This is a genomic window from Entomomonas sp. E7T21 (assembly GCF_058693955.1).
Genome location: NZ_CP191672.1, coordinates 2,111,229 through 2,133,505, shown reverse-complemented (window position 1 = coordinate 2,133,505; position 22,277 = coordinate 2,111,229). Strand labels below are relative to the sequence as shown.

18 protein-coding genes are annotated in these 22,277 nt (G+C 35.7%); 12 read left to right on the top strand and 6 right to left on the bottom strand.

The window, feature by feature from the left end:
* Positions 1 to 5: 5 nt before the first annotated feature.
* Positions 6 to 482, bottom strand: coding sequence for a MarR family transcriptional regulator (locus ACQVD9_RS10210; RefSeq protein WP_264745933.1), 477 nt, complete (start codon positions 480 to 482; stop codon positions 6 to 8).
* A 179-nt stretch (positions 483 to 661) separates the two neighbouring features.
* On the opposite strand from ACQVD9_RS10210, the gene ACQVD9_RS10205 reads away from it, so the two are divergent.
* The 7 genes from ACQVD9_RS10205 (at position 662) to ACQVD9_RS10175 (ending at position 12,060) form a co-directional block, all read left to right on the top strand.
* Complete coding sequence (locus ACQVD9_RS10205) at positions 662 to 1,921, top strand: MdtA/MuxA family multidrug efflux RND transporter periplasmic adaptor subunit (RefSeq protein ID WP_264745932.1); 1,260 nt, start codon at positions 662 to 664, stop codon at positions 1,919 to 1,921.
* Between the two features lie 5 nt (positions 1,922 to 1,926).
* Positions 1,927 to 5,022, top strand: a complete 3,096-nt coding sequence (locus ACQVD9_RS10200) for a multidrug efflux RND transporter permease subunit (RefSeq protein WP_264745931.1) — start codon at positions 1,927 to 1,929, stop codon at positions 5,020 to 5,022.
* 2 nt (positions 5,023 to 5,024) lie between these two features.
* On the top strand, positions 5,025 to 8,135 hold the full coding sequence (locus ACQVD9_RS10195) for an efflux RND transporter permease subunit (protein WP_264745930.1): 3,111 nt from the start codon (positions 5,025 to 5,027) through the stop codon (positions 8,133 to 8,135).
* On the top strand, positions 8,132 to 9,541 hold the full coding sequence (locus ACQVD9_RS10190) for an efflux transporter outer membrane subunit (RefSeq protein WP_264745929.1): 1,410 nt from the start codon (positions 8,132 to 8,134) through the stop codon (positions 9,539 to 9,541). The genes ACQVD9_RS10195 and ACQVD9_RS10190 overlap by 4 nt, the downstream gene beginning before the upstream one ends.
* Before the next feature lie 2 nt (positions 9,542 to 9,543).
* Positions 9,544 to 10,533, top strand: coding sequence for a hypothetical protein (locus ACQVD9_RS10185; protein ID WP_264745928.1), 990 nt, complete (start codon positions 9,544 to 9,546; stop codon positions 10,531 to 10,533).
* Positions 10,534 to 10,621: 88 nt separating this feature from the next.
* Entirely contained in the window at positions 10,622 to 11,149 is a 528-nt protein-coding gene (gene sodC, locus ACQVD9_RS10180) for a superoxide dismutase [Cu-Zn] SodC (protein WP_264745927.1), read from the top strand.
* Positions 11,150 to 11,280: 131 nt separating this feature from the next.
* The gene (locus ACQVD9_RS10175) at positions 11,281 to 12,060 is read left to right on the top strand and encodes a YoaK family protein (protein ID WP_264745926.1); all 780 of its coding nucleotides are present in this window, start codon (positions 11,281 to 11,283) and stop codon (positions 12,058 to 12,060) included.
* Between the two features lie 39 nt (positions 12,061 to 12,099).
* On the opposite strand, the gene ACQVD9_RS10170 is transcribed toward ACQVD9_RS10175, so the two are convergent.
* The gene (locus ACQVD9_RS10170) at positions 12,100 to 12,666 is read right to left on the bottom strand and encodes an HdeD family acid-resistance protein (protein ID WP_264745925.1); all 567 of its coding nucleotides are present in this window, start codon (positions 12,664 to 12,666) and stop codon (positions 12,100 to 12,102) included.
* A 200-nt stretch (positions 12,667 to 12,866) separates the two neighbouring features.
* Here ACQVD9_RS10170 and ACQVD9_RS10165 point away from each other — a divergent pair, with 200 nt between their 5' ends.
* The 3 genes from ACQVD9_RS10165 (at position 12,867) to speE (ending at position 17,121) form a co-directional block, all read left to right on the top strand.
* Entirely contained in the window at positions 12,867 to 15,035 is a 2,169-nt protein-coding gene (locus ACQVD9_RS10165; RefSeq protein ID WP_264745924.1) for a beta-galactosidase, read from the top strand.
* A gap of 67 nt (positions 15,036 to 15,102) precedes the next feature.
* A complete protein-coding gene (locus ACQVD9_RS10160) occupies positions 15,103 to 16,233 on the top strand; it encodes a 2Fe-2S iron-sulfur cluster-binding protein (protein WP_264745923.1) in 1,131 nt (376 codons plus the stop codon).
* Positions 16,234 to 16,260: 27 nt separating this feature from the next.
* Positions 16,261 to 17,121, top strand: coding sequence for a polyamine aminopropyltransferase (speE, locus tag ACQVD9_RS10155; protein WP_264745922.1), 861 nt, complete (start codon positions 16,261 to 16,263; stop codon positions 17,119 to 17,121).
* A 37-nt stretch (positions 17,122 to 17,158) separates the two neighbouring features.
* On the opposite strand, the gene ACQVD9_RS10150 is transcribed toward speE, so the two are convergent.
* A complete protein-coding gene (locus ACQVD9_RS10150; protein ID WP_264745921.1) occupies positions 17,159 to 17,617 on the bottom strand; it encodes a hypothetical protein in 459 nt (152 codons plus the stop codon).
* Between the two features lie 201 nt (positions 17,618 to 17,818).
* On the opposite strand from ACQVD9_RS10150, the gene hemG reads away from it, so the two are divergent.
* Together hemG and ACQVD9_RS10140 are read left to right on the top strand one after the other, a co-directional pair.
* Positions 17,819 to 18,364, top strand: coding sequence for a menaquinone-dependent protoporphyrinogen IX dehydrogenase (gene hemG, locus ACQVD9_RS10145; protein ID WP_264745920.1), 546 nt, complete (start codon positions 17,819 to 17,821; stop codon positions 18,362 to 18,364).
* A gap of 83 nt (positions 18,365 to 18,447) precedes the next feature.
* Positions 18,448 to 19,047 carry an HAD-IB family hydrolase gene (locus ACQVD9_RS10140; RefSeq protein WP_264745919.1) on the top strand — a complete coding sequence of 200 codons (600 nt, stop codon included), beginning with the start codon at positions 18,448 to 18,450 and terminating at the stop codon, positions 19,045 to 19,047.
* Between the two features lie 162 nt (positions 19,048 to 19,209).
* On the opposite strand, the gene cydX is transcribed toward ACQVD9_RS10140, so the two are convergent.
* The 3 genes from cydX to ACQVD9_RS10125 are packed head-to-tail and all read right to left on the bottom strand — an operon-like array spanning position 19,210 to position 22,034.
* The gene (gene cydX / locus ACQVD9_RS10135; protein WP_264745918.1) at positions 19,210 to 19,323 is read right to left on the bottom strand and encodes a cytochrome bd-I oxidase subunit CydX; all 114 of its coding nucleotides are present in this window, start codon (positions 19,321 to 19,323) and stop codon (positions 19,210 to 19,212) included.
* Positions 19,324 to 19,334: 11 nt separating this feature from the next.
* Positions 19,335 to 20,471, bottom strand: coding sequence for a cytochrome d ubiquinol oxidase subunit II (cydB, locus tag ACQVD9_RS10130; RefSeq protein WP_264745917.1), 1,137 nt, complete (start codon positions 20,469 to 20,471; stop codon positions 19,335 to 19,337).
* Positions 20,472 to 20,489: 18 nt separating this feature from the next.
* The gene (locus tag ACQVD9_RS10125; protein ID WP_264745916.1) at positions 20,490 to 22,034 is read right to left on the bottom strand and encodes a cytochrome ubiquinol oxidase subunit I; all 1,545 of its coding nucleotides are present in this window, start codon (positions 22,032 to 22,034) and stop codon (positions 20,490 to 20,492) included.
* Positions 22,035 to 22,277: the final 243 nt, after the last annotated feature.

Genomic DNA, 22,277 nt, shown 5'->3' with positions numbered 1-22,277 from the left:
AATCTTTAATCAATTTTGTTAAGTATAAAATCATCAGGTTGGTAACCATTGGCTAGTAACATTTTTTTTAATAGAATTTGTAATTGATCTACTTCATTAGTTGTTAATGACAGCGTTAATTGATTTAGTGAGTCAGCCACAATGGCTGGTATTTTTTTACTGATAGCTGACCCTTGTGGTGTTAATAAGATATTGATCTGTCGTCTGTCTTGTTCATTTCTTACACGCTGTAACAAGCCTTTATTTTCTAAGCGATCAAGTAATCTTGTTACTGCGCCATTGTCTATTCGTAGTGCTTGACTTAATACTGCTGGGGTAGTCATCTTTCTAAAAGTAATGCATAACAAAGCCTTGAATTGAGCAGCAGTGAGGTCATAAGCAGCTGTATGTTGGTCAATTATTTTATCTTTGCAGTTATTGGCAAAATGTAACAATTGTCCTAAGGTGCTGCCTTCAATGATGGTTTTAGGTGTAAAATGCATTTTTTTTAAACCATGTGGAAGAAAAATAAATTTATTTGACTAGGCAATAATTGTCAAGTCAACTAAAGTAGTTATTTAGTCTATATAGCTGCTATATGTAAATATAAAGTAAAAACACTTTATTTTAGTGAGAGATAATTATAGAGTTGCTTAGTTTAGGATGACCGTAGATTGTAATAATGAATGATAAACAAGATAATATGCAAACCAACCAAGTAAATTCTAAAAAGAAATGGATAATTATTAGTGTAATTATCATACTCCTTATTATTGGAGGTGTTTGGTGGAGTAAATCCACTTCTTCCAATTCCCCCTCAGAAAAAGAGTCATCACCCTTTGGCCGGAGGGGCATGTTCAGTAATATAGTGCCTGTAAGGGTTGAGCCTGTTAAAGAAGGTGAATTTGCAGTTTATTTAAATGCTTTAGGTACAGTGACTGCTTATAACACTGTTAATATAGTAAGCCGTGTACAAGGTGAGCTAGTAAAAGTATTATTTACTGAAGGGCAACAGGTTAAAGAAAATGACTTGTTAGCAGTGATTGATCCAAGACCTTATGAAGCAGCCCTGCAGCAAGCAAAGGGCGCTGTTCAACAGAATCAGGCTTTATTGCAGAATGCACGTTCTGAATTAACTCGTTATCAAAAGTTAATTAAACAAGACTCCATTGCCAAACAAACTTACGAATCGCAAGTAGCATTAGTTAATCAATATCAAGGTTCAGTATTAACGAGTCAGGCACAGTTAAAAGATGCGGAGCTTAATTTAGAGTTCACCCAAATAAAAGCGCCTATTACAGGCCGTTTAGGATTAAGACAAATTGATATTGGTAACTATGTGAAAGTGGGAGATACCACACCTTTAGTAACCATTACCCAAACCCAACCAATTTCTACAACCTTTACTTTACCAGAAGCTCAATTACCTGAGGTAGTTAGTCGTTTAGCAAAAGGGGAAGATTTAGTTGTAGAGGCTTGGGATAGTACTAATACTCATTTATTAGCCACAGGTTCAGTTGCAACATTAGATAACCAAATTAATACTAGTACAGGGACAATTTTAGTTAAAGCTCGTTTTGCTAATGAAGATAGTATGTTATTCCCTAATCAATTTGTGAACATTAAGTTAAAACTAACTACTTTAGATAAGCAATTAATTATTCCTACTGACTCTATACAATATGGTAATAAAGGAACTTTTGTGTATGTGGTAGAAGGGAGTAAAGTTCATCTACGTTATATTACTTTAGGTCGTAGTGATGCGGATAAAACCATTGTTATAGAAGGTTTAAAAGTAGGAGAGAAGGTTGTCCTAGAAGGAACTGATCGACTACGAGAAGATAGCCAAGTAGAAGTGGTTAATAGTGAAGATATACCAACTACTTTAGAAAATACAGAAGAGAAGCCTCAACCTTCAGAGAATGCAGAAGTAAGCGAGTAATAATAATGAATATTTCGCGCCCATTTATTCTGCGTCCTGTTGCTACTACTTTGATTATGATAGCGTTATTACTATCAGGTATTATCGCCTACAAAATGTTGGCAGTAGCAGCCTTACCTCAAGTAGATTATCCTACAATTCGGGTAGTCACTTATTATCCAGGTGCTAGTCCTGAGGTAATGAGTAGCGCAGTAACAGCACCTTTAGAAAGACAGTTTGGGCAAATGGCAGGACTTGCACAAATGTCATCTACCAGTGCTAATGGTGTGTCCATTGTTACTTTACGATTTTCATTAGATACTGAATTATCTGTTGCAGAGCAAGAAGTACAGTCATCTATTAACTCAGCGACTAATGATTTACCTAGTAATTTGCCTGCACCTCCAGTCTATAACAAAGTAAACCCAGCTGATACACCTATTTTAACCCTTGCTATTACTTCAGATACGTTGCCATTGCCTACTGTTCGGGATTTAGTTGATACCCGTATGGCACAAAAAATAGCACAAATTTCTGGAGTTGGTTTAGTTAGTATTGCAGGGGGACAAAAACCAGCCGTTCGTGTCAAAGTAGATCCACAAAAATTAGCTGCTTATAGTTTAGGTATGGGTGATGTTAGAAACTTAATTACTACTGCTAATATTAATCAGCCAAAAGGTACTTTAGATGGCCCTACACGCCAATCAATGATTGATGCTAATGACCAATTAGCTTCCGCCAAAGCTTATGAGGATTTGATTTTAGGGTATCAAAATGGTGCAGTATTAAGATTAGGTGATGTTGCTACTATTAGTCATGGACGAGAAGATGATCGTTTAGCCGCATGGGCTGATCAAAAAGAGGCAATTTTATTAAATATTCAACGACAGCCTGAAGCCAATGTTATTAATGTTGTTGATAATATTAAAGCAGTATTACCTCAGTTAACCGCTACGATGCCTACAGGGGTAGATGTTAAAGAATTAACAGATCGAACTATCACTATTCGTGACTCTATCAGTGGCGTACAACATGAAATGTTTATGGCCATTATGCTAGTGGTATTAGTTACCTTTTTGTTTTTACGTAATGTATCAGCCACTATTATTCCTTCCATTGCTGTACCTTTATCTATTGTAGGTACATTTGGTGTGATGTACCTTGCAGGTTTTTCGATTAATAATTTAACATTAATGGCATTAACTATTGCCACAGGGTTTGTGGTAGATGATGCAATTGTAATGTTAGAGAATATTGCTAGGCACTTGGAAGCAGGAGATAAACCTTTAGAAGCGGCATTAAAAGGCGCTAGAGAAATTGGTTTCACATTAATTTCTTTAACGTTTTCGCTTATTGCAGTATTAATTCCACTATTATTTATGGCTGATGTGGTAGGGCGTTTATTTAGAGAGTTTGCCATCACCTTGGCGGTAGCCATTTTAATATCATTAGTGGTGTCTTTAACATTAACTCCCATGATGTGCGCTGAGTTATTAAGGCATACGCCAGAAAAAAAACAAGGCAAGTTTTATCAAAAAAGTGGTGAGGTTATTGATTGGTTAATCAAACATTATGCCACAGGATTAACCTTTGTATTACGCCATCAAACAGCCACTTTATTAGTGGCTGTAGCTACGTTTGTGTTTACTGTATTGCTTTACTTAGTTATCCCAAAGGGTTTTTTCCCTGTACAGGATACAGGTGTTATTCAGGGAATTTCAGAAGCACCACAAAATATTTCTTTTAAAGCAATGGCTGAAAGGCAACAGCGTTTGGTGGATGTGATCTTAAAAAATCCTAATGTGGTGAGTTTATCTTCTTATATTGGTGTGGATGGTGATAATACAACGTTAAATAGTGGACGTATTCTAATTAATTTGAAAACTCATGACCAACGCAGTGTAACAGCCGCACAGGTGATAGAAGAACTACAGCCAGAATTAAATAATGTGGTGGGTATTCGCCTGTACATGCAGCCTATTCAGGATTTAAGTATTGAAGATAAAGTAAGCCGAACGCAGTATCAATTTACTTTAAACTCACCTGATGAAGTGTTATTAAGGGAGTGGACACCTATTTTAGTTGATACTTTAAATCAACAGTCAGCATTAGTTGATGTAAATAGTGATTTACAGGATCAAGGTTTACAAGTTTATTTAAATATTGACCGTGATATGGCAAGTCGTTTAGGGCTTAAAGTATCTGATATTGTTGATACACTTTATGATGCCTATGGGCAACGACAAATTTCTACTATTTTTACTCAAGCCAATCAATATCGTATTGTGCTAGAGGCTAATAATGCTAATACAGAAGGTATTGAAGCATTAAAGAGTCTACATGTAGTAACGGCTAATGGTGATAAAGTGCCGTTAACTAATTTAGTAAAAATGGAGTCTCGACCTGCTTCATTAGTAATCAACCATATCGGTCAGTTCCCAGCGGTTACTCTATCATTTAACTTAGCCAGTGGTGTTTCTATTGGTGAGGCGGTAGAAGTCATTAATAAAGTTAAGGCGGATATTGGTTTACCTGATTCGGTAGAAATGAAATTACAAGGGGTAGCAGAGGCTTTCCAAGCTTCACTCTCCAGTACCTTATTCTTAATTTTAGCTGCTATTGTCACCATGTATATAGTATTAGGAGTGTTATATGAAAGTTATATTCACCCAATTACTATTCTTTCAACACTGCCTTCGGCTGCGGTTGGTGCGTTATTGGCATTGATAATGAGTGGCAATGAGTTAGGATTGATTGCCATCATTGGTATTATTCTTTTAATTGGTATTGTGAAGAAGAATGCCATTATGATGATTGACTTTGCTTTAGAAGCAGAGCGTCATCAAGGCTTAACAGCAGAGCAAGCTATTTATCAAGCGGCATTATTGAGATTTAGACCTATTTTAATGACCACATTAGCGGCCTTGTTTGGAGCAGTTCCTTTGATGTTGGCTACAGGCTCTGGTGCTGAATTGCGTCAACCATTAGGTTATGCAATGGTAGGGGGCTTATTATTAAGTCAATTGTTAACCTTATTTACTACGCCTGTTATTTACTTATTCTTTGATAGATTGTCACTTAATACACATCCTAAGCAACATGCTATGGCTGAGGAAGTATAAGTATGAACTTATCAGCCCCATTTATTTTTAGATCAGTTGCTACAATGCTATGCAATGTAGCCATACTGCTATTGGGGATATTATGTTTTAAGTTACTACCTGTTGCACCTTTACCAGAAATGGATTTTCCTGTAATTACTGTAAATGCAAATTTGCCAGGTGCTAGCCCTGAAGTAATGGCAGCTACTGTTGCCACTCCTTTAGAGCGAGCTTTTGGGAGTATTTCAGGGGTGCAACAAATGAACTCTAGTAGTGGGCAGGGTTCAACACGAATTATGCTTGTATTTGATTTAAAGCGTGATATCAACGATGCTGCAAGAGATGTACAAGCTGCTATCAATGCTGCACGTGATTTATTGCCCAGCGGTATGCCTAATAATCCTACTTATCGTAAGATTAACCCTTCACAAGCCCCCATTTTGTTGGTGACCTTAACTTCAGATATTTTAAGTAAAGGGCAGTTATATGATGTGGCCTCTACCATCGTTGCACAAAAAATATCACAAGTAACAGGTGTTGGTGAAGTACAAGTGGGAGGAAGTTCTTTGCCCGCTGTGCGTGTGGAATTAGAGCCGCATTTATTAGCACATTATAATGTTTCTTTATCTGAAGTAAGGCAAGCGATTGTTAATTCAAACTTAAGAAAGCCAAAAGGCTTTGTAGAAAATGATCGATATCAATGGCAAATTACAGCTAATGATCAATTAACTAAAGCGGAACAATATAAACCTATCGTAATTCGCTATGATAATGGCGCAGCTATTCGTTTGCAGGATGTGGCGAGAGTTTATGATGCTGTAGAAAATAGGTATAATGCTGGCTATTATAATAATGAAGATGCCATTTTGTTAATTATTAACAAAGAATCAGGGGCTAATGTTATTGAAACCATTAAAGGGATTAAAGATGCATTGCCGCTGTTAAAGGCCGCTATTCCTTCAAGTGTTGAATTAAATATAGCGATGGATCGTTCGGCAGGTATTCAAGCTACTTTAAGTGAAGCAGAACATACCCTTATTATAGCAGTTATTTTAGTGATTTTAGTGGTGCTATTGTTTTTAGGGCATTGGCGGGCAGCACTTATTCCTGCATTAGCTGTACCTGTATCCATTATAGGTACATTTACAGTAATGTATCTAATGGGATTTTCACTAAACAACCTATCATTAATGGCTTTGATTGTCGCAGCAGGTCTGGTGGTTGATGATGCCATTGTGGTACTTGAAAATATTGCTCGCTATATTGATAAGGGGATGAGTCCTCTACAGGCTGCATTACGAGGTACTAAAGAGGTTGGTTTTACTTTAATATCGATGAATGCATCATTAGTTGCTGTGTTTTTGGCATTATTATTTGCTGGTGGTTTACTGTCTCAATTATTTAAAGAGTTCGCTGTTACTTTATCAGTAACCATTGTGGTTTCTTTACTTGTGTCGCTTACGCTAACCCCGATGTTATGTGCGAGATGGTTAAAAAAACAAGACTTAAACAAGAAGCCTAACCGTTGGCAACAAGGATTTAATAATTTCTTTGGTAAAGTAACTGATTATTATCGTGTTAGCTTAGGTTGGGCATTAAGACACTCTAGGTTAATGTTGATTATTTTATTTATTACCATTGGGGTGAATGTTTACTTATATATAGCTATTTCTAAAACATTATTGCCTGAACAGGACACAGGGGTTTTGTGGGGATTTATACGAGGTGACGATGCTATGTCATTTCAAATTATGCAGCCAAAAGTAGACAAGCTAAGTAAGTATGTATTAAGTGATCCAGCAGTAGAAAATGTAGCAGGCTTTATTGGTGGTGGCAATAGTGTTAATAACTCTATAATGGTAGTACGTTTAAAACCGAAAAGTGATCGTAAAGAAAGCGCTCAAGATATTATTAATAGATTACGTGATAATGCACCAAAAGTAGCAGGTGCTAGAATGTTCTTAATGGCTGCGCAAGATATTCAGTTAAATATGCGCCAAAACCAAAACTCAGAGACTGAATATCAATTACTAGGTGATGATCTTGATTTATTAAGAAAGTGGACAATTAAGGTAGCGGATGCTTTTCGTGAAATTCCTCAGATTACCAATGTGGATGCTGATGATAATGAAGGAGCACAGCAAATTTCTTTAACCATTGATCGAGAAATGGCTAAGCGTTTAGGGATAGATATGAGTGACGTGATGGATGTGTTAAATAACTCATTCAGTCAGAGACAAATCTCTACTATTTTTAATAGCCTTAATCAATATCGGGTGGTGATGGAAGTCAATCCAAAATATGCTCAATACCCTGATATGCTTAAGGATTTGCAGGTAATTACGAAACAGGGTAAACGGGTACCGCTGTCCGCTTTTACCCATTATGATTACAGTCTTCAACAAGATCGTGTACAACATGAAGGGCAGTTTGCTTCTTCTTATATCTCTTTTGATTTAGCAACTGGTGTTAATTTAGATGAAGCAATCAAGGCAATCGATCGAAAAGTTGCCTTATTGAATATTCCCAAGGAAATTCAAGCAAAAATGGGAGGTGCAGGCAGTGCTTTTCAAGCCTCAATGGCTGGGCAACCGCTAATGATTTTTATGGCGCTTATTATTGTATATATCGTATTAGGTATTCTTTATGAGAGCTATATTCATCCTTTAACTATTCTTTCTACATTACCTTCAGCAGGTGTAGGAGCCTTATTAGCATTAATGATGTTAAAAACACCCTTTAGCCTAATTTCATTATTGGGGCTATTTTTATTAATTGGTATTGTTAAGAAAAATGCTATTTTAATGATTGATCTTGCTTTGCAATTTGAACGAGAACAAGGTATGGATTCACGAACTTCTATTCAAGAGGCTAGTATTCTAAGGTTTAGACCTATTTTAATGACTACAATGGCTGCTATCTTAGGTGCAGTACCTTTAATGTTGGGTGGTGCAGAGGGTGCAGAGATGCGTCAACCGTTAGGTATCACAATTGTTGGTGGTTTGATTTTGAGTCAATTATTAACTTTATATACCACACCTGTGGTTTATTTATATTTTGACAGCTTAAGTAATTGGTGGCGTCGTCGTCACCCCAAAAAAAATGCTCATGATGTCTCGGGAGAAACAGCATGAACCAAAGATTTTATATAAAAACGTTATCAATTGTATTGGTAGGTGTATTGGCAGGCTGTGCCATTGGTCCTGATTATCAACGACCATCCACAGCGCAATCAGCTGATTTTAAGCAGGTTGAAGGGTGGAAGTTGGCTACCCCTGCAAATACAACTTTACCAGAAAGTTGGTGGACCTTGTATAACGATGTTGAGTTAAATCAGCTGCAACAAAAACTATTAATGGCTAACCAAAATTTAGCACAATATGAGGCGCGTTATCGGCAAGCTATTGCTTTAGTGAAAGGTGCTAGAGCAGCTTATTTCCCAACAGTATCTGCTAATGTTAACTCTACCAGGGCACAGCAAGGTAAAGGCAATACAGTAACTGATAGTTATGACTTAGGTCCTTCTGCCTCTTGGGAACTAGATATTTGGGGCAAAATTCGTCGTCAAGTTGAGTCTGCTAAGGCAGATGCACAAGGTAGCCAAGCAGATTTAGCTGCTGCAAAGCTTAGTTTGCAGTCTGAGTTAGCACAAACTTATTTGCAACTTAGAATTATGGATATCCATCAACAGTTGTTGGATCATACAGTAGAAGCTTATAGAAAATCTCTCACATTAACAGAGAATCAATATAATGCAGGAATGGTTGTTAAGTCTGATATGACACAGGCTAGAACACAGCTTAAAAATACTGAAGCACAGGCAATTGATATTAAATACCAACGAGCACAACTAGAGCATGCGATTGCTGTATTAATTGGTGAAGCACCTGCTAATTTTAGTATTAAAGCAACCTATAAAGTTCCACCATTACCCGTTGTGCCTAAGGTTCTACCTTCCCAGTTATTAGAACGTAGGCCAGATATTGCTTCTGCCGAGCAACAAGTTATTTCTGCCAATGCTCAAATAGGTGTAGCAAAAGCTGCGTGGTTTCCAGATTTAACCTTATCAGCGGGTGCAGGATATTCCAGTAATAGTTTTAGTCATTGGATTAATAGTCCAAATCGTTATTGGTCATTAGGACCAAAGTTTGCTATGACATTGTTTGATGGTGGTTTAATTCGTTCTCGTTATGAGCAAGCTGAAGCAGCTTATGATGAGAAAGTAGCTAACTATCGACAAACGGTATTAAATGGTTTTAAAGAGGTAGAGGATTATCTTGTACAACTTTATATTATGGAACAAGAGGCCATTGTTCAGAAAGAAGCCACAGATTCAGCGAAGGAGTCATTACAGCTAATTACCAATCAATATGAAGCAGGTATGATTGATTATCTTAATGTGGCAACAGCCCAATATTCTGCATTGAATACGGAGAGAACAGGTATTACCTTATTAGGTAATCAACTAACAGCAAGTGTTAAATTAATTGCTGCTATTGGTGGCGGATGGGATATAACAAAGTTAACTAAGGAAGAGTGATAATGATAGTACCTAATTATTGGGCAGAAGCTATTATTAAATATAAAGAAGGTAGTCGAAAAGTTACCATCAAACGTTTTGGTTGGTCTGATATTAATCAAGAAGATGCTCAATTAGAAGCTCAAAAGCGTGCTGATGATGCTCTGAATGATTGGTTAGCAGGTAAATTAATTACATTCCGTGAGAAAAAAATATACTATAATGGTGCGGATGGCTTACCTATTAGAGAACAGGTGATTAGTAGGCATAATGATGTAGTAATTACTAGAAATAGTTATGGTGCACTGTGTTTAAATACACCTGATGTTATGTTTGCGGATATTGATTTTGACGGCGATTTTTCAATAGAGGGCAGTTGCTTATCACCGCTTTTATATTTTATTTTTTCAATAGCTTTTATAGTTAGTTTATTAAAAGGATACTATGAAGCAGCTGTTTTATTTACTGGATTATTCTGTTTACTATTTATAACTAATAAAATAAGAAAAAAACTGGAAAAACCTATTGAACATAACAATAGTAAAATCATAGATGATCATTTAAAAAAGATAGAGTTATTTTTAGAAAAATATCCAAAATGGGGAGTAAGAGTCTATGAGACTCCAGCTGGATTACGCTTACTAATTACTCATAAGACAATGCAGCCCAATGATTCAGAAGTAGATTTGTTTTTTAAATTAATGGATGTTGATCCTGTATATGCAAGAATGTGTAAAAATCAACAGTGTTTTAGAGCAAGGGTAACTCCTAAGCCTTGGCGAATTAATATGAATCAACATATTACTCCTCAATCAGGAAATTGGCCAATTAAGGAACAATATTTGACCATTCGTGAAGATTGGGTGAAGGAGTACAGTAATAAAGCGAAAGATTTTGCAGCCTGTCGTTTTATTAAAAGTATAGGAAACGCTACAGTAGATGATAAAGTAGCTGAAATTATTAAATTACATGATGAGTTAAGTAAGGCCAATACAGATTTAGCTATTGCTTAATATTTTTATCAGCCTAATGTATATTACAATTTAAATCTAAATCTAAATCTTTTAGGATAGATTCTTAAATAAAATAAAGGAGATAATAATGAAAACAACTTTAACACTTATTATGGGTGGATTATTAGCATTGCAAGCACATGCTGCTAGTATCGAAGTACCTATGTACTTAACAACAGAAAAAGGGGTAGGTGATTCAATCGGTACTGTAACTATTACTGAAACAGAATATGGTTTACTATTTACACCCCATTTAAAAGGATTGCAACCAGCAGGTATGCGTGGTTTTCATATCCATGAAAAAGCTAGTTGTGAGCCAGCTGAGAAAGATGGCAAAATGCAAGCTGCTTTAGCAGCGGGTGGGCATTTTGACCCTAACAAAACAAGTAAACATTTAGGCCCTTATGATAAAGAGGGACATTTAGGTGATGTACCACCACTCTATGTTGCTCAAGATGGTACAGCAACTTATCCAGTATTAGCGCCACGTATTAAAAAGTTAGAGGAAATTAAAAATACAGCACTAATGATTCATGCCGGTGGCGATAATAATAGTGATCATCCAATGCCTTTAGGTGGTGGCGGTGGACGTTTTGCTTGTGGCATTATTAAATAATATTTTTAATAATCAGTATTTGGAAAAGGATGATTGATTATAATCATCCTTTTTTATTAGCTAATGATTTATGCGATAGCTTATAATATATTCCTTATACTATTAACTTCTAAATGTTATTTTAAATTATCATGGAACGTCGTACGCGTATCACTGTACTGCTTGATAAGGTTACTTTTGAAGATAATGCCCTACGTAAGTTAGGCTATATCATGGCATTTATTGCTGGCGCGGTAAATGCAGGTGGTTTTTTCGCTATTGGCTATTATACCTCGCATGTAACAGGCGAAGTGTCTGCGATGGCTGATCACTTAGTATTAGGTGATATTCAGTTAGTTATTTTATTTTTTTGCATGTTACTCTGCTTTATTGGTGGTGCCATGCATTCTACATGGTTAATTATTTGGGCAAGGCGTAGTCGTTTTCGTAGTGGCTATGGTATTTCCATGTGTGTAGAATCATTTATTCTTTTACTATTTGGTACGCTAGGAATAACTTTAGGGACGGAATGGAAGTTTTTATTTTTTTCGCCTACTATTATGTTGCTGTGTTTTATTATGGGAATGCATAATACAGTTATTACTATTTTGTCTAATGGCTTGTTACGTAGTACACATATGACAGGGATTGCTACAGATATCGGTATTGAATTATCAAAAGCTATGTATTTCCATAAAAATCCACTTAAAAAAGTTGCAGCCATTAAAACCAATAGACGTAAATTAGTATTATTTATTGGTATTTTGTTTTATTTCTTTATAGGTGGAGTAGTAGGTGCCTTAGGTTTTAGACATCTTGGGTTTCAATTTATTTTGCCATTAGCTATTTTATTATTTGTCTGGGGAGCACTATCGATCTCTCATGATTTAAAGGCACGTACTCGTTTAAGGAATTATAAAAAAGTAGCTTAGAAACAGAAAAGCCCAAATAAAATTGGGCTTTGTAATGAATTATGCTTTAAAAGAATCTTTACGAATAGCTATGTAAACCATAATAAAGCTTACACCCTGCATTAATAAATCAATGCCTATCATAATACCAAAAATTGTACCGCTGACAGGCCATGCTGCAATAATGATGATACCGAACAGAATATTTAAAAAGCCTGTAAGATATAACCATTGACTACCAACCATTTTACGTAGTTTATAGCTATAAAATAAACGGCTAATGCCAAATGCTATTAATAAAATAGCTAACAGTAAAGCGAGATAAAGTGCTGACTCCATAGGAATGATAAGCAAACAAATGCCAGCTACTAAATAGCTAACAGACCATAAGATAGAAAGCACAAAAACAGCTGTTGTCTGTTTAGCATAAAAACTATGAAATAGTTGAATTAGCCCTGTTGCAATTAAAAAACCACCTAAGAAGTACATAGCAACAATAGTAGTAATAAAACTATAGGTTAGTGCGAAAAAACCGCCTACTACTAATAATACCCCTAAAATAAGGAACCAAATACGGTTCATCTGTAGCTTTTGTATTAGCTCTGGGTATTGATTGTCATTCAACATAATAAGAATCCTTTTAAGATTATTTATATATTAGAGAGATCATTGTAGTTTATAGTTCTTAAATAGGTTAGAAATACTATGACTAAATATTAATAGGAGTGTTTGTACAAATTATTACATTGCATTTATGGTAGAAATTAAACTTTTTTTTCAGTTATTAAGTCTTATAAGAATATTTGCCTATAATAATTGGTATTCTAATGTTAAACCGTATTGTGATGTTATCCCTGTTATGTGTTAGTTCGATCAGTTTAGTATTGGCGGATGAGCAACCGTTATATAATTTTTTACAGCCTTCAAGTAAGGTAAATTTATTTACTCAAGGAGTAACTTTACCTAATAGTGAGCTAGAGTATAACCAACAGCATGAGTCATTCAGAAGATTAACGTTTGCTAATAATATAGATAACCCAAGTATTGCCTTGCAATTTAATCAGCCAATTAATCTTATCAATCAAAAGGCATTAAGTTTGCGTATGCAAAATGCAATGGATTGGGATTTAACATTATATGTTGATATTAAGGATACAGACCAAAAAACTGTACTTAGGGCGACAGTTGCATTACCTGCTGGCCCTGCTCAAAACTTACTTATTCCACTTAAAGAAACATCTGGACGTGCATGGGGAATGCGAGAAGGTATAACCTCATCATGGCAAAGAGATAATACACGCTATTTATTACCTATTAGTGTAGTAGGTAAGATAGATATAAGTAAGCTAGCAAGTATCACCCTTACAATGGTTAAACCAGCTATCCCACAAAGCCTATTGATAGGCAATATTAAAGCTATAGGCGATGATGTAGACTATATGGCCTATCATCATATCGTGGATAAATATGGTCAAAATAATATTGTTAAATGGTCAGATAAAATTATTAGTGATAAACAACTACAACAAGTAGCTCAAGCTGAACAAGCTCAATTAAAAGAGTGGTTAAGTCATCAGTTAATACAAGATAAGTTTGGTGGTTTAGGCTCTAAACCTCAATTTAAAGCGACTAATTACTTTAGAACAGAAAAACATAATGATAGATGGTATTTAGTGTCTCCAAAGGGACATGCATTTATTTCTTTGGGGATTAATACTGTTGTGCCTGATCAAAGTCAGACCTATATAGCAGGGCGTGATTTTATGTTTGCTTCACTGCCTGAGAAAAATACGCCACTAGCTAATTTTTATGGTCATGCTAATACCAATAGTGGTAATGCAGCACAAGGAGGCAGAGGGATAGATAAGGGACAGTGGTATGATTTTTATCAAGCCAATATGTATCGTGTATCTGGTAAAGCTATTTTAAAAAATTGGCGTAATCGTACCATAAATCGTTTTAAAGCATGGGGATTTAATACTATTGGTAATTGGAGTGATAAACAGTTAATTGCAGAAAAACGTTTACCCTATACCATGCCTATTTTAATTAAGGGTGACTATGCCAGTGTTCCATCAGGTATGGATTGGTGGGGGTTTATGCCTGATACATTTGATCCTAAGTTTACTGAAGCTGTGGAGAAAGCAGTAAAGTTAGCTACTGAAAATAGAGTGAATGATCCATGGTTAGTCGGATATTTTGCGGATAATGAATTATCATGGGGAGGGCTAGATAGCTCACCAGCAGCACACTATGCTTTAGCAATTAATTCGTTAAGTAGAAATAGTGAAAGTCCAGCAAAGCAGGTATTTATAAAACAATTAAAGAATAAATATAAAGAGATTGATAAGTTAGCGAGTGCTTGGGGGATTTCTATTAAATCTTGGCAAGATCTGGAGCAACAAAGTTTTACTGCTCCTTTGCCTAGTGCTAAATATACAGCAATTAGTGAGGATTATAGTTATTTTTTGAGAAGTTATGCAGATAATTACTTTAAAACAGTAAAAGAGATGCTCACTAAATATGATCCTAACCATTTATTTTTAGGTAATCGTTTTGCAGTGAAGTTACCTGAAGTAATAACCTCTTGTGCCAAATATTGTGACGTAATTAGTTTTAATACTTACACATTATTAGCTAAGCAAGGCTATGATACTAAACTAGTGGCCAGTTTAGATAAGCCTATTATGATTACTGAGTTTACTTTTGGTTCTAAGGCTACAGGGGCTTTATGGGCTGGTCCTGTGGCTGTCACAGATGATAAAGCGCGTGGCGATAGTTATCAGCAGTTTGTTGAAGGTGCTTTTGAAGATCCGCATATGGTGGGATTACATTGGTTTCAGTATATAGATGAACCTATTACGGGACGTTTACTGGATGGTGAAAATGGCCATATGGGATTAGTAGCTATTACGGATGTGCCTTTTCATAAGTTTATTAAGAAAGTAAGGGACGCTAACTTAACTGTTTTAAAGGAAACATTAAATAAATTATAAACTAATAGCTTAATTTTTAGTTATTAACCTGTACAATAGCACTAGTTTTTGTATGGAAATAGTAATAATGTCAAATAAGCGTGTTTATTTTGAAACGAATGTAGTAGAAATTAAGCCTGATGAAACTGTATTAGATGGTTTTATTCGTAGTGGCGTTTCAATACCTTTTTCGTGTCGTGGTGGTTCTTGTCAAACTTGTGCTGTGCGTTGTTTAGAGGGTGATATCCCTGCAGAAGCACAACTTGGCTTGTCAGATTACCAAAAAGAAAAAGGCTATGTATTGACTTGTCGTTGTATTCCAACAACAGATATGACCATTGCACCATTAAGTCCTGATGATGTTATCACAGATGCTTTCTTAATGGCTGTAGAGCAGCCGACAGCAGCACAGCCTAAATATCGTTTTACGATTGAGTTAGGTAGAAGTCGTAAGTTTGAAGTAGGGGATACCTTTAAAATCATTGATGGTACAACTGATGAGGCGGTAGTTAAAGTAGTAGAAACTGATGGTGAGTGGGTGCTTACTGTTGAGTTATTAGCTGATACAGCCCCTGCAACATTAACTTGGCTACAAGGTGAATTACAGCCAGATACAATGATTCAAATTCGTGGCCCTTATTCACAACAAATACCGATGTGGCTAACGGAAGAAAAGCCAGACCCAGAACCAAATTTAGAGGTGTGGCATCAGTTAGATGATGGTGCGAAAGTTAGGACTGTATTGATCGATTTTTATGATCGAGTTTATGAGGATGAACGCTTAGCTCCTTTTTTTGCTAATGTGAGTAAAACACGTTTAGTTGAAAAACAATTTTCTTTTATGAAGTATTTGTTTACTCGTGAACATGTTCATTTTGGTCAACGTCCTCGTAATTTACATCATTGGATGGTGATTTCAGATGATTTAATGGATCATCGTCGTGTTATTTTAGATGATACCTTCAAAGACCATGGTTTAACGGATGAGCAACGCCATGTTTGGCACCAGTATGAAGAAAAATTCCGACCTGATGTAGTAAAGGATAAACCATGGCCCATTAAAGTAGGTGATGAGTTTGTTGACTTAGAATCATTTGATAAAGAAGTATTAACTTGTGCTACTGTATGTGATCATTGTGGTGAGCCAGTAGATGAGGGAACAGAAGTGATCTATCATCGTCGCACAGGTAAAATCAGTTGCCCTAATTGCAGCCAATAAATTTAATTTGATATTGTGGAAAGAGTAATGAGTGATTATTTAGAAACCCTGTATCCTGATTATGGTCAACGTTTTAGTATTGATGAAATGTTATTTGAAACCCAAACAGACCATCAGAAATTAGTCATTTTCCGTAATGGAAAAATGGGCACTGTAATGGCCTTAGATGGTGTTATTCAAACTACAGAAGCTGATGAATTTATTTACCATGAAATGATGGCTCACCTTCCCATTATGGCACATGGTAATGTGAAAAGTGTATTAATTATTGGTGGTGGTGATGGGGGAATGCTGCGTGAGGTATGTCGCCATGCAACCATAGAAAAAATTACTATGGTAGAAATTGATAGAGGGGTTATTGACCTTTGTACTAAATATTTACCTAATCATTCAGCTGGCGCTTATCAAGATCCTAGATTAGAGCTTGTGATTGGCGATGGTATGGAGTTTGTGGCTAATACGTCACAAAAATATGATGTAATTATTTCAGACTCTACAGATCCTATTGGGCCAGCAGAAGTCTTATTTACTGAGAATTTTTATCAAGCTTGTCATCGTTGTTTAACTGAAAAAGGTGTATTGGTTACTCAGAATGGCACACCTTTTATGCAATTAGATGAAGTAAAGAGTACAGCTAATAAAATGCAAGGCTTGTTTGCGGATTGGCATTTTTATCGTGCAGCGGTGCCTACTTATATTGGTGGTGATATGACTTTTGCTTGGGGGAGTAAAGACAAAGAATTACGCTATACATCCCTTGATGAGTTAAAGGCTCGTTTTAATAAAGCAAATATTAAAACTCGTTATTATAATCCTGCTATGCATTATGCCGCTTTTGCTTTACCACAATATGTATTGGAAGCAATTGGTAAACAAAATAATGATTAATAAATTATCCCTTAGCTTTATAAGCTAAGGGATAATCTTATTTATATTTGATGCCTGAGTTCATTTCAGAGCGTTTGTAGTCTGGCAAGCACCAAACTTCACCCCAATCAAAAAACTCTGTGCCTTCTTTAAAAGGACGTGATAGTTGAATTCTGTATTCAATTAAAGCCAATAAAACAGCTTCATCAACAGTTGCATTAGATGACCAACCAGCTGCAGAACGATCTGAGTGAACTGGAACAATAGTGATTTTTGCTTCAGTTAGAACGCCATGATCAATATATAAGCCCAGTGTACAAGGGCATTCACTAAACTCTATTTCTTCAAAAAACATCCATTCAGTGCCATTTTTATAGTCAATATTAGAACGATAGAGGTGTGTTAAAACGGTACCTATTTCTTCTCTAGTAGTCCCTTTTTTAAGTACTATAGGGTAATTCTTTATTGTTAGTGATCCATCTTGTTTATTAATTTGTAACGTATTTTTATTCATCATAACTAACTTACCTGTTTTATCCATGAACATGTAACATATTATAACAAGTGTAATATAATAATATCTTGTATTTTGTCACTATTTTGTAGTTATTTTTACATAATTATAAATATTAATAGTAATTGATATTAATAGCTTATCTTAATATACTGTTCAGCATTTATTAACTATGTAATACGACATGTTAAGAGTTAGCTCACTATGAAAAAGAAAGCATTGTTGCTGTATTCAACCATCGATGGTCAGACATTTGCAATCATCTCTAAAATAGTTTTACGCATGACTGAAGAAGCTGAAGATATTGAACATGAAGTTTATGATTTATGGAAAATGCCAGAGTTAGATTTGAATGAATACTCTACAATTCTAATGGGGGCAGCAATTCGCTATAACAAATTTGATAAACCTTTTTTGGATTTTATTGAAAAGAACTATAAAACATTGAATGAAAAAAACTCGGCTTTCTTTTGTGTTAATTTGACAGCTAGAAAGCCAGGAAAAGATACACCTGAAACCAATGGTTATGCTCGTAGATTTTTAGCAAAAACACCATGGAAACCCACTTTAAAAGGTGTTTTTGCAGGTTCTTTACGTTATCCACGTTATACTTGGTACGATAAGATTTTAATTAAGTTTATTATGTGGATGGATGGTGAAAAACAAGATTTAAGTAAGGAATATAATTATACTAATTGGCAAAAAGTGGATGAGTTTGCTAAAGAGTTTATCGCGCTAACACGTAAATAGTAATATTAATACTGGATAAAAGGTTCAATTATTTGAACCTTTTGTTGTTTTGGCTATTAACTTTATATTTTAAGGATAATTTAATGACAGATAAGCCAGTTGTTGCTGCCTTTGATTTTGATGTTACTATTACAACAAAAGACACCTTTGTTCCCTTTCTTTACTGGGCATTTGGTAAAGTGAAAGTTTATAAAGTATTTATTAAATTACTACCTGAAGCAGTTAAAGTTGTTTTAAAGCTATCTAATCGTGATTTTTTTAAAGAAAAAATAGTAGCAGCATTGTTTACTAATCAATCGGTTAAGCACCTAAAAGTATTAGGAGCGGGCTATGCGAGTTCTTTCACTCCTTTGATTAGACCCAAGGCACTTAAACGTATTAAATGGCATAAAGAACAAGGGCATCGTTTGGTAATGGTGAGTGCGTCATTGAATCTTTATTTAGAAAAAGCTGCAAAAGATTTAGGTTTTGATGATTTGCTTTGTACAACCCTAGAAGAACAAGACGATATATTTACTGGTAAGTTGCAGGGAGCTAACTGCCGTTGCCAAGAGAAAGTAAACCGTTTACAGAAATTGTTAGGTGATTTATCCCATTATGAGCTTTATGCCTATGGTGATTCAGAGGGGGATAAGCAGATGTTAGAAGCGGCTAACCATCCTAATTATCGTACTCTTGAGTAAGGATACATATTGGCTTTAGATTTAACAGATGTTATTAAGATTAAATGGTTTGACTTAATATTTTTTTTAGCTATAGATGGAAAAGGTTAGTAATATAAATAATTATTATAATTAAAATAAAAATAGGGCCTTAAATGATAAGACCCTATTTTTTATTAGTTACTAATCTTTCTTGTCAGTATTTTTACCTTCAAGACGTGATTCATACCATAATGCATTGACTACAGCTAATAGTACAGCGAAGCCAACACCTAAAAACCAAGCAAAATACCACATAATGGTTCTCCTTAATATAAAGTTTTGTCGTTTGCTTCGATATACTCAACATTTAATTTACCACGCATTACGTAGTAAGACCATGCGGTATAAGTAAGAATCATAGGTACAAAGATAATTACCACGATTAACATAACGACTAAGGTGTAATAGCTTGATGTACCATCCCATAATGTAATACTCATACTAGGGTCAACCGCAGATGGAAGTACAAATGGGAATAGAGCAACAGCGGCTGTTAGGATAGTACAAGCTACAGCTAAAGATGAAGTTACAAAGGCTAATAAGGTACGTTTCATCGCTTGTAAGCCTAATGTGGTAAGCACCATTACATAAACTAGTACAGGTATAATCCATAGAGCAGGTATTGCTTTATAGTTATTTAACCATGCACCCTCTTCAACATGAGCTGTTTTCATTAATGGGTTAATAATTTCTTTAGGATCAGGCATAGTATCAATTACTATTCCTTTCAGAAAGAATACCCAAATGCCTGCAATACTAAAGCAAATCAACATAACAAGACCTGCTATGCGTGCTGCTTTAATTACACGAGCTTGTAATGCACCTTCAGTACGATGTGCCAAGAAGGTAGCACCTTGTAAGGTTAATAACGTCAAACTTACTACACCACAAACAAGAGCAAATGGATGTAATAATTGGAAGAAGTTACCATCATAGAAAGAACGCATATTATCATCTAAGTGGAATGGAATACCTAATAATAGGTTACCAAAAGCCACCCCAAATAATAATGAAGGAATAGCACTACCTACGAAAATACCCCAGTCCCAATTTTTACGCCATCTATCGCTGGCTATTTTAGAGCGGTATTCAAAGCCAACAGGTCTAAAGAATAAGGCAGCTAATAAAAGTAACATAGCCCAATAAAGACCAGAGAAGGCAATGGAATAAACCACTGGCCATGCCGCAAATACACCTGCACCTGCAGTAATAAACCAGACTTGGTTACCATCCCAGTGTGGTGCCACACTATTAATTATAATACGGCGTTCTTTATCATTTTTTCCTAAGAAAGGAAGCAATGTACCAACACCCATATCGTGTCCATCCATGATGGCAAAACCGAATAAAACAACACCGATTATTAGCCACCAGATAAGTTTTAGTATTTCATAATCTAACATGATTTATCTCCTTGCATCCTACTTAACTGGTTCAGTTAGCACAACAGGGCCTAAGCGAGCATATTTAAACATCAAATACATTTCCGCTATTAGTAAACCTGTATAGAACACAATAAAGCCAATTAATGATGCTAGTACAGAACCTGCACCAACAGAGGAAGGTGACAGATAAGTAGGTAATACACCAAATACAGTCCAAGGTTGACGACCATATTCAGCTAGGAACCAACCGCACATGATGGCAATCCATGGTAATGGGATGGAGTATAAGCAAACTTTAAGGAACCAACGTTTTTCTTGCATGGTATCTTTAATTGAAAGACGGAATGCATAGATAAACATGAAGATAAAGAGGAAGCCTAAGGCAACCATTACACGGAATGACCAGAATAGTGGAGCCACTTTAGGTACACTATTGTGAGCAGCCTGTTTGATAATGGCAGGTGTAGCATCCTCAACTTTTTCAACGTATTGGTGAACAAGTAGACCATAGCCTAAATCTGCTTGATGCGCTTGTAATTGTTGCATTGCCGCATCATGCTCAGCTGTTCTAGTTTTATCTTTTAGAATATTTAGTGCTAAAACTGCTTGAATACCACTAGTAATACGTTGCTCATTTTGAGCGCGAATATCTTTAATACCAGGTAGTTTAGTATCAAAAGAACGTGTAGTAATGATACCTAATACATATGGAATTCTAATTTCATAGTGGTTAGTCTCTGCTTCTTCATCAGGAATAGCAAATAGAGTAAAGCCAGCAGGAGCTTCTTCACTTTCCCACATACCTTCTAATGCTGCTAATTTAGATTTTTGAGATTGAGTAACAGAGTAACCCGATTCGTCACCTAATATCACCACACTGAAAGCTGAGGCAATACCAAAGGCAGCTGCTACACAGAAAGAGCGTTTAGCAAAGTCTATATATTTGCCTTTTAATAAATACCAACCAGAAATACCAAGCACAAACATTGAGCCTGTTACATAACCTGCAGAAACAGTATGAACAAATTTCTCTTGTGCCATTGGGTTAAAGACGATATCAGCAAAACTATTTAACTCCATACGCATAGTAATAGGGTTAAAATGCGCGCCAAGAGGGTCTTGCATCCAGCCGTTGGCAATCAGAATCAATACAGCAGAGAGGTTGGAGCCTAGTGCTAATAAGATTGTGACCAATAAGTGTTTACCTTTGGATAGTCTATTCCAGCCAAAGAAGAATAGGCCAATCATGGTAGACTCTAAGAAGAATGCCATTAAACCTTCAATAGCAAGTGGTGCACCAAAGATATCACCCACATAATGAGAGTAATAAGCCCAGTTAGTACCAAACTGGAATTCCATAGTAATACCAGTAGTCACTCCTAGAGCAAAGTTAATCCCGAAGAGTTTTCCCCAGAATTTGGTCATCTCCTTATAAATTTCTTTACCAGTAATAACATAAACAGATTCCATAATAACTAGAATCCATACCAACCCTAGCGTTAAGGGTACAAAGATAAAGTGATACATCCCAGTGATTGCAAACTGCAATCTGGCAAGATCAACAGCACTACCGTCTATCATGATTTAGCTCCTTCTGATAAAAACTGACCTGATTGCACGTTATAAATATCGTGAACATTAAATTTCACTTTATAAAGACGAACCAGTCTGTACCAGAGACAATAAAGTATCAGTACTTTTATAATTACGATTAAAAGCAAATGTTTGCTTAATGGTGGAAACCATTGTTCTCGATTTTTCATCAAAACTCTCCAATCGAGTATGTAATTAACAATCACGGTGCTTTTAATTTATGAAAGCTTA

What these genes read in the sequence shown, in the direction of transcription:
- sodC (WP_264745927.1), top strand. Translation starts at nt 10,622, where the DNA reads ATGAAAACAACTTTAACACTTATTATGGGTGGATTATTAGCATTGCAA.
- ACQVD9_RS10175 (WP_264745926.1), top strand. Translation starts at nt 11,281, where the DNA reads ATGGAACGTCGTACGCGTATCACTGTACTGCTTGATAAGGTTACTTTT.
- ACQVD9_RS10195 (WP_264745930.1), top strand. Translation starts at nt 5,025, where the DNA reads ATGAACTTATCAGCCCCATTTATTTTTAGATCAGTTGCTACAATGCTA.
- cydB (WP_264745917.1), bottom strand. Translation starts at nt 20,471, where the DNA reads ATGTTAGATTATGAAATACTAAAACTTATCTGGTGGCTAATAATCGGT.
- cydX (WP_264745918.1), bottom strand. Translation starts at nt 19,323, where the DNA reads ATGTGGTATTTTGCTTGGTTTTTAGGTGTTGGCTTCGCTGTACTATTA.
- hemG (WP_264745920.1), top strand. Translation starts at nt 17,819, where the DNA reads ATGAAAAAGAAAGCATTGTTGCTGTATTCAACCATCGATGGTCAGACA.
- ACQVD9_RS10160 (WP_264745923.1), top strand. Translation starts at nt 15,103, where the DNA reads ATGTCAAATAAGCGTGTTTATTTTGAAACGAATGTAGTAGAAATTAAG.
- ACQVD9_RS10170 (WP_264745925.1), bottom strand. Translation starts at nt 12,666, where the DNA reads ATGTTGAATGACAATCAATACCCAGAGCTAATACAAAAGCTACAGATG.
- speE (WP_264745922.1), top strand. Translation starts at nt 16,261, where the DNA reads ATGAGTGATTATTTAGAAACCCTGTATCCTGATTATGGTCAACGTTTT.
- ACQVD9_RS10140 (WP_264745919.1), top strand. Translation starts at nt 18,448, where the DNA reads ATGACAGATAAGCCAGTTGTTGCTGCCTTTGATTTTGATGTTACTATT.
- ACQVD9_RS10200 (WP_264745931.1), top strand. Translation starts at nt 1,927, where the DNA reads ATGAATATTTCGCGCCCATTTATTCTGCGTCCTGTTGCTACTACTTTG.
- ACQVD9_RS10165 (WP_264745924.1), top strand. Translation starts at nt 12,867, where the DNA reads ATGTTAAACCGTATTGTGATGTTATCCCTGTTATGTGTTAGTTCGATC.
- ACQVD9_RS10125 (WP_264745916.1), bottom strand. Translation starts at nt 22,034, where the DNA reads ATGATAGACGGTAGTGCTGTTGATCTTGCCAGATTGCAGTTTGCAATC.
- ACQVD9_RS10185 (WP_264745928.1), top strand. Translation starts at nt 9,544, where the DNA reads ATGATAGTACCTAATTATTGGGCAGAAGCTATTATTAAATATAAAGAA.
- ACQVD9_RS10190 (WP_264745929.1), top strand. Translation starts at nt 8,132, where the DNA reads ATGAACCAAAGATTTTATATAAAAACGTTATCAATTGTATTGGTAGGT.
- ACQVD9_RS10205 (WP_264745932.1), top strand. Translation starts at nt 662, where the DNA reads ATGAATGATAAACAAGATAATATGCAAACCAACCAAGTAAATTCTAAA.
- ACQVD9_RS10150 (WP_264745921.1), bottom strand. Translation starts at nt 17,617, where the DNA reads ATGATGAATAAAAATACGTTACAAATTAATAAACAAGATGGATCACTA.
- ACQVD9_RS10210 (WP_264745933.1), bottom strand. Translation starts at nt 482, where the DNA reads ATGCATTTTACACCTAAAACCATCATTGAAGGCAGCACCTTAGGACAA.